This window comes from Pseudogemmobacter sp. TB195 (assembly GCF_058313095.1).
In genome coordinates this window covers 1-1,493 of the sequence record NZ_JBZEGG010000080.1, presented here as the reverse complement: position 1 = coordinate 1,493, position 1,493 = coordinate 1, and the positions used below count along the sequence as shown (strand labels likewise).

The window sequence follows — 1,493 nt, the reverse complement described above, 5'->3', positions numbered from 1 at the left end:
CAGCCATAATCTGGTCCTCCTGAAAACGGGATAAGCATATCCCTGTGGGTGGACCACTTCAGTGGGGGCATCCCAGGTCAGTTCGATCTGAACGGCACCATTCAGAATGCCGTAGGCGGGGGCCGCATCAAAGCAGACGAAAGGTGGACAAGCTCGGGGCCCCGACCAGTGCCGTGATCAAGTCGTGGCGCCACGGCGGCGGGGTGAAAGAGCCGTGCTGGTGGCATGTGCAAGCAAACAATCAGCAGGTGCGGGGCTTTGATATGCCGTTTCGGCTGGCAAACGGGGCAAGCATCCAGTTCGCGCATGATCCGGCGGCGCCATTGTCCGAAACCGCAGGCTGCACCTGCGACACAACCTTTCGCCTCGATCACACATGGATCCTGTCCTGATGTGCGAGGGGCCATGCCGGCAGATGCGGGCCGACTGGCTCGAAGCCATGATCGCGCGTGATGTGGCGAGAGTGGCGAAGATCACGGGGCAGGCCGTCAGGCATATGCTCGGGGCACCGGGAAGCCAGATAGAGGCAGAGGGTGAAGGGGGCGACCTAAGCCGCCCCGACCAGTTCACGCCGGGCCGCAGACGCGAGGAAGGATGATCGGTTCATTCCCCTGGCCTTGGCGGTTTCATCAATCGCCCGGAGAAGGCCGCGCTCAAGGGTGATGTTGACGCGGTCAACAGCGGTATCAGCCGGGATGTAAGGGACCGGCAGCAGAACCGCCCCAGAAGCTAAAGCATCGGCCACATCGGCGCGCTGACGGATCGTATCCAGAGAAGCGGGCACGATGTCTGGCTGATCCTCGAACCAGAGGTCGAGAGCTTCGGTGGCAGCGGCAGAGATGCCGTTCCAGTCATCGGCGGCGGCGAACGCGCCGGGCAAGTCCGGGAAGGTCAGGCCGAAGGCGCTGTCACCGTCCTGGTGAACGATAGCGGTATAGTAGCGCATGAATTGTGCCTCACAAAGCAAAGTAAATCAGTCGGAAGGGCGACGAGGGTGATGTAGACCGGGCTAAAGAAGCCCGGCCTGTTGGTAGATGCTCCTGACAGTTCCGAGTGGCAGGTCTTTCTTAGGGTGGGGCAAGATTACGGTTATCTCGCCTTTCCGTAGCTTGAGGTGCGATCCGCGTTTGGAAACTTCCTCAAAACCAGCGTCTTTCAGAACCTTCAGGAGCTTTCGTGAGTTGGTTTCCAGCTCCATCGCCCCTGCTTTTTGAGTAAATATATACACACTTCTGGCGGGTTGCGCAAGTGAAATGTGTATTTAAATGTGCTTGGAGTGAAGATGGTGCAGAGCTTTGCGGCGATGGTGGATCAGTGGACGCGGGACAGCGAGGCCCGGCTGCTGGCGGTGTTCAAGAGGGCGGTCGAGCTTCTCGCAGATGAACTTGGCCTGTCCCGGTCAAACGGCGGCAGGACACTCCCGTAATGGTCTTGACGCGCTGCGGCGGGCAGATACCGAGAGGGTCGATATCGTTATGCTCTCCAACAGTCAC

The 1,493-nt window shown here is 59.6% G+C and carries 3 protein-coding genes; 1 reads left to right on the top strand and 2 read right to left on the bottom strand.

Annotation, left to right across the window (positions count from 1 at the left end; genetic code table 11):
* Nucleotides 1-547 precede the first annotated feature (547 nt).
* Together AC4FS3_RS28640 and AC4FS3_RS28635 are read right to left on the bottom strand one after the other, a co-directional pair.
* The gene (locus AC4FS3_RS28640; protein ID WP_491023361.1) at nucleotides 548-946 is read right to left on the bottom strand and encodes a type II toxin-antitoxin system HicB family antitoxin; all 399 of its coding nucleotides are present in this window, start codon (nucleotides 944-946) and stop codon (nucleotides 548-550) included.
* Between the two features lie 63 nt (nucleotides 947-1,009).
* Nucleotides 1,010-1,198, bottom strand: coding sequence for a type II toxin-antitoxin system HicA family toxin (locus AC4FS3_RS28635; protein WP_172366381.1), 189 nt, complete (start codon nucleotides 1,196-1,198; stop codon nucleotides 1,010-1,012).
* 84 nt (nucleotides 1,199-1,282) lie between these two features.
* Here AC4FS3_RS28635 and AC4FS3_RS28630 point away from each other — a divergent pair, with 84 nt between their 5' ends.
* Nucleotides 1,283-1,426: a hypothetical protein gene (locus tag AC4FS3_RS28630; protein ID WP_491023360.1), complete on the top strand. Its 144-nt coding sequence runs from the start codon at nucleotides 1,283-1,285 to the stop codon at nucleotides 1,424-1,426.
* Nucleotides 1,427-1,493 lie beyond the last annotated feature (67 nt).